The sequence below is a fragment of the Synechococcus sp. CS-205 genome (assembly GCF_025128255.1).
Lineage (GTDB): Bacteria > Cyanobacteriota > Cyanobacteriia > PCC-6307 > Cyanobiaceae > Regnicoccus_A.
This window is the reverse complement of record NZ_JAHLZB010000048.1, coordinates 1-3761: the sequence shown is the minus strand read 5'-3', so window position 1 is coordinate 3761 and position 3761 is coordinate 1. Positions and strand designations below refer to the sequence as shown.

General features: G+C 66.7%; 4 protein-coding genes, 1 tRNA gene and 1 pseudogene. 2 read left to right on the top strand and 4 right to left on the bottom strand.

Annotation, left to right across the window (positions count from 1 at the left end; all coding sequences use genetic code 11):
• A pseudogene (locus KQ297_RS11535) lies at positions 1–318 on the bottom strand (sulfate adenylyltransferase); the annotation flags it as partial.
• A gap of 141 nt (positions 319–459) precedes the next feature.
• A complete protein-coding gene (gene psbO, locus KQ297_RS11530) occupies positions 460–1281 on the bottom strand; it encodes a photosystem II manganese-stabilizing polypeptide (protein ID WP_185466623.1) in 822 nt (273 codons plus the stop codon).
• A 135-nt stretch (positions 1282–1416) separates the two neighbouring features.
• Here psbO and KQ297_RS11525 point away from each other — a divergent pair, with 135 nt between their 5' ends.
• Complete coding sequence (locus KQ297_RS11525) at positions 1417–1773, top strand: hypothetical protein (protein ID WP_259739544.1); 357 nt, start codon at positions 1417–1419, stop codon at positions 1771–1773.
• On the opposite strand, the gene coaBC is transcribed toward KQ297_RS11525, so the two are convergent.
• Together coaBC and KQ297_RS11515 are read right to left on the bottom strand one after the other, a co-directional pair.
• Entirely contained in the window at positions 1709–3049 is a 1341-nt protein-coding gene (gene coaBC / locus KQ297_RS11520) for a bifunctional phosphopantothenoylcysteine decarboxylase/phosphopantothenate--cysteine ligase CoaBC (protein ID WP_259739543.1), read from the bottom strand. The genes KQ297_RS11525 and coaBC overlap by 65 nt on opposite strands.
• Positions 3039–3251, bottom strand: a complete 213-nt coding sequence (locus KQ297_RS11515; RefSeq protein WP_259739542.1) for a DUF2555 domain-containing protein — start codon at positions 3249–3251, stop codon at positions 3039–3041. Before KQ297_RS11515 ends, coaBC begins: the two co-directional genes overlap by 11 nt.
• Before the next feature lie 127 nt (positions 3252–3378).
• Here KQ297_RS11515 and KQ297_RS11510 point away from each other — a divergent pair.
• Positions 3379–3451, top strand: a tRNA-Ala gene (locus KQ297_RS11510).
• The last annotated feature ends 310 nt before the right edge of the window (positions 3452–3761 follow it).

Genomic DNA, 3761 nt, shown 5'->3' with positions numbered 1-3761 from the left:
CCTCTGCCCCACCGCCACGTCCTCCTGGTCGGTGTCGAACACGATCGGCAGCCCGAACAGCAGCCCTGAGGTGGTGCGGTATCCCGCCACCACGGCGTCGTAATCCTCCTGGTGCATGAAGCCCAGCAGCGGCGAGAAGCCGCCCACCACCAACAGCTCCACATCGCAGGCGTTGCGGTGGCTGCACTCCAGCACCCGATCCACACCTGCCGTCACCGCCTGGCGCTCGGCCTCGGAAACCATCAGGTCCACCAGCGTTCCGCCGTGGGGCGGGATCAGGCCTGTGCTGGAGCGTCCGGTGGCAGAGGCGGTGGTCATGGAGGCCTTCGGCAGGTGGCGCGATTGTTCCACACCATCGTGACTCGATGAAAAAGGGCCCCAATGGGGCCCGGATGATGCGCCGGCGATCACGGCTGAAGGAATCGAAGGCCAGCCACGCAGGGGCCTCTGATCTCTGGTTCAGACCTGCTCGAGGCGGCCGTAGAGCTGGCCGGTGACCTTCACGTCAACGGCAGTCTTTCCGCCCATGTCGGTGTCGGAGGGCTGGACCGCTGTGAACACACCCGCGAACTCACCGGTGGCGTTGTCCACCTTGGTGATCGAGAAGCTCATCGTGCCTTTGCCCTCGATGTACTGCTTGACGTTTTCCCTGGTGAGGTCCTCGTCGTCACCGGCAGGCACCAGGCCGACAGCACTGCTGTAACCGGTGGTCAGTCCACGACCCTTGGGATCGAGGAAGTTGCTGGTGCGGTAGCTGGGGGTGCGGTAGACGCCCTCGAAATCCGTGCTGGTGCTGATGGCGGCGGCCCCACCGGCGGTGGCGAGCAACTCCTTGCTGGAGAAGGTGAAGGGCACCTCCTCCCCGCCGGGCATCAGAACGGTGATCGGCTGGAAGTCGATGCCGCCGAGCTCCTTGAAGGTGAGCGTGTCGCCGTCGATGCTGAGATCGCCGTAGACCTGATCAAGGCTGGAGGTGTAGCGGGTGAGGATCTTGCCGGCCACGAACTGGGCCTCCTGGCGCTTGTTGGCCGGCTCACCCTTCACGAACACTTCGCTGGGGTGGAGGCAGATTTCACGCAGCTGGTAGCGGCTTGAAGGATCCAGGGGGATGGATCCACGGGCCGAGTCCGGAAGGGTCGGGCAGTCGTTGGCCTTGCCGGTGTTGACGATGTCGTCGTAGGTGACATTGGCCCGTTCAACGGCTGAGGCACCGCCACCGCACGCTGTGACCAGCGTCAGGCAGAGCGCCAGCACAAGGGCCAGCAGGGGTCGAAAACGCATTGGGAGAAGCCGCACGAGCAGGGTGAAACCTTGGAGATGGGTGCGCCAGCGGCGATCCTACAGATGAAAAACCCGGGTCCCGATAGCATGTTGCGGCTCTCAACAACCCGTAGGACGGGACGCCGGATTGCAGCCATGACCACAGGTCCAAACGCTCCTGCCGAGGGCCAGGATCCCCAGCAGCACCTGGACCAGCCGCACCTGGAAGCACTGATCCAGGAGGCCCATCAGCTCGCCGCACGACTGGAAGGCAACCCCGAGGAGCTGCTGACCCTGCTGCGGGAACTTGAAACCCTGCACCGCTCGATCCAGGAGGGCCAGTTCCGGCGCAGCCTCCCGGAAGACCGCCAGCAGCTTTTCGCCCTGCTCAAGGATATGGAACGCAGCGGCGGCTGGCCCTACATCCCCCGCCTGCAGCTGCGCACCTTCATGGATCTGCTGCAGCGCAACGACCGGCCAGTCCCTGAGCAAGAGCCTCCTCTGGCGGCCTGAGCGGACCCGGCAGGGCTCCGAGGGCGCTGAGCAGCTGATGGGCCACGGCGAACTTGCCGGCGGGCTGGATCCGCTGCACTTGCTCACCTGGGCCCAGCAACCAGCCTTCGTTGGTGGCCACCCCGAAACCGGCCCGGGGCCTGTCGATCGGATTGGCGAACAGCAGGTCACAGCCCTTGCGCTGGAGCTTGGCGCGGGCCTGGGGGAGCACATCACCCGAGTGGGCCGCGAACCCCAGGATGCGTTGACCCTCGGGGCGGCGAGCCACCAGCTGAGCGAGCAGATCCGGCACCTGTTGCCAGCCGCCGCTGAGGGTGGAGAGCAGATCCTGCTTGCTGAGCTTCTGGGTCTCGGGTGTGGCCCGGCCGTGATCGGCCACGGCAGCGGCCATGGCCACCACATCGACCCACGGTTGCAGGCGCTCGAGCGCCTGATCCATCTGTGCCCCGCTCTCGACGGGGTGCGTGCGCAGACCTTCCAGCAGCAGCGGATCGAGGTTGAGGGGGCCGTGCACCAGGTCGACCTCAGCCCCGCGCAGCCGGGCGGCCTGGGCCAGCAGCACCCCCATCAGGCCACTGCTGGGGTTGGTGAGGCAGCGGGCGGGATCGAGCCATTCGCGGGTGGGCCCGGCGCTGACCAGGAGCCGTTGCCCCTGCCAGTCGCGCCGAGAGCCATGCAGCCGCAGGGTTTCCAGTCCCAGCAGCAGCTGCTGCGGCTCGGCCATCCGGCCGGCGCCCTGCCGGTCGCAGGCCAGCTGGCCGGCGGCCGGCCCCAGGGGCAGCACCCGCTCGAAGCCCTGCAGCTCCTGCCAGTTGCGCCGCACCCCCGGTGAACTCCACATCGCCGTGTTCATGGCGGCGGCCGCCAGCACCGGGGCCTCCGTGGCCAGCAGGGTGCTGGCAAGCAGGGTGTCGCCGGAGCCGTGCACCCAGCGGGCCAGGCTGGTGGCACTCAGGGGAGCCAGCAGCACCAGCTCAGCCCATTCAGCCAGCTCCACATGCAGGGGACGGGGCGCCCGGTGGCTCCACTGATCCTCCTCGAGGTGGCAGGGGGCCCGGCTGAGGCTGGCGAGGGCCACCGGGCTCACCAGCCGGGCGGCACTGGGGCTGAGCACGCAGCGGACCTGGGCACCGCGCTGGGCCAGAGCACTCACCAGGGCCGGCAACTTGACGGCGGCGATGCTGCCGCTGATGGCCACCAGGATCCGGCAGCCGGCGAGTGGATCGTGATCAGCCCCGCCCAAGGAGGGAGGTGGGCCTGGGGGCTCACTCCTCATCGAAGGGTTCCTGATCCACCAGATGCACGTAAGGGCGTGCCAGTTCCGGGCGGTGGATCGCCAGGGCCCGCATCAGGTGCCAGTCCTGCAGACCGGCGAAGGGGGTGGGGTAGTCGTCTTCATCGAGGCGCTGGGCCAGCTCGGCGATGGCCGCCTCATCGAAGGCGGCCAGCCGCTCAGGCGTGATCGGAGTTGCGGACACGGGACCAGGGGCGCGAAGCACCCTTCAATTCCAGCGCATCGCCCCCGCCCGTGGGCTGTGGCGGTGCAAGCCCGGGCGGATCAACAGCGAATCAGCAGTGATAAATTCCCCTCAGGGATATCCCTGAGGGGAATTAGCTCAGCTGGTAGAGCGCTGCGATCGCACCGCAGAGGTCAGGGGTTCGAGTCCCCTATTCTCCATCTCCTTCAACCTGCCCAGTGCTCTGGGCAGGGCAACTGCAGCCCCAAAGATCAGACAGGGGTCAGTTCGTATCAAATCAGTGGCCATGCTGGGGTTGGCCAGGGAGTTGTTCGGAGCTTAAGTGTTGCCCAACACATCCATCTTCGGCTACTGATTAAAACGGAGGATCAGGCCGCGTCCCTTTGCGTGGTGTAAAACCCGAGGCCCGAATGCCCTGATCAGAGGGTGAACAGGGTGGAATGACGGGCTGTCATTCCGGAGGTGCAGATGCGCCTCGTTCAATCACGATGAATCAGGACGAATGACTTG

What these genes read in the sequence shown, in the direction of transcription:
- KQ297_RS11525 (WP_259739544.1), top strand. Translation starts at nt 1,417, where the DNA reads ATGACCACAGGTCCAAACGCTCCTGCCGAGGGCCAGGATCCCCAGCAG.
- coaBC (WP_259739543.1), bottom strand. Translation starts at nt 3,049, where the DNA reads ATGAGGAGTGAGCCCCCAGGCCCACCTCCCTCCTTGGGCGGGGCTGAT.
- psbO (WP_185466623.1), bottom strand. Translation starts at nt 1,281, where the DNA reads ATGCGTTTTCGACCCCTGCTGGCCCTTGTGCTGGCGCTCTGCCTGACG.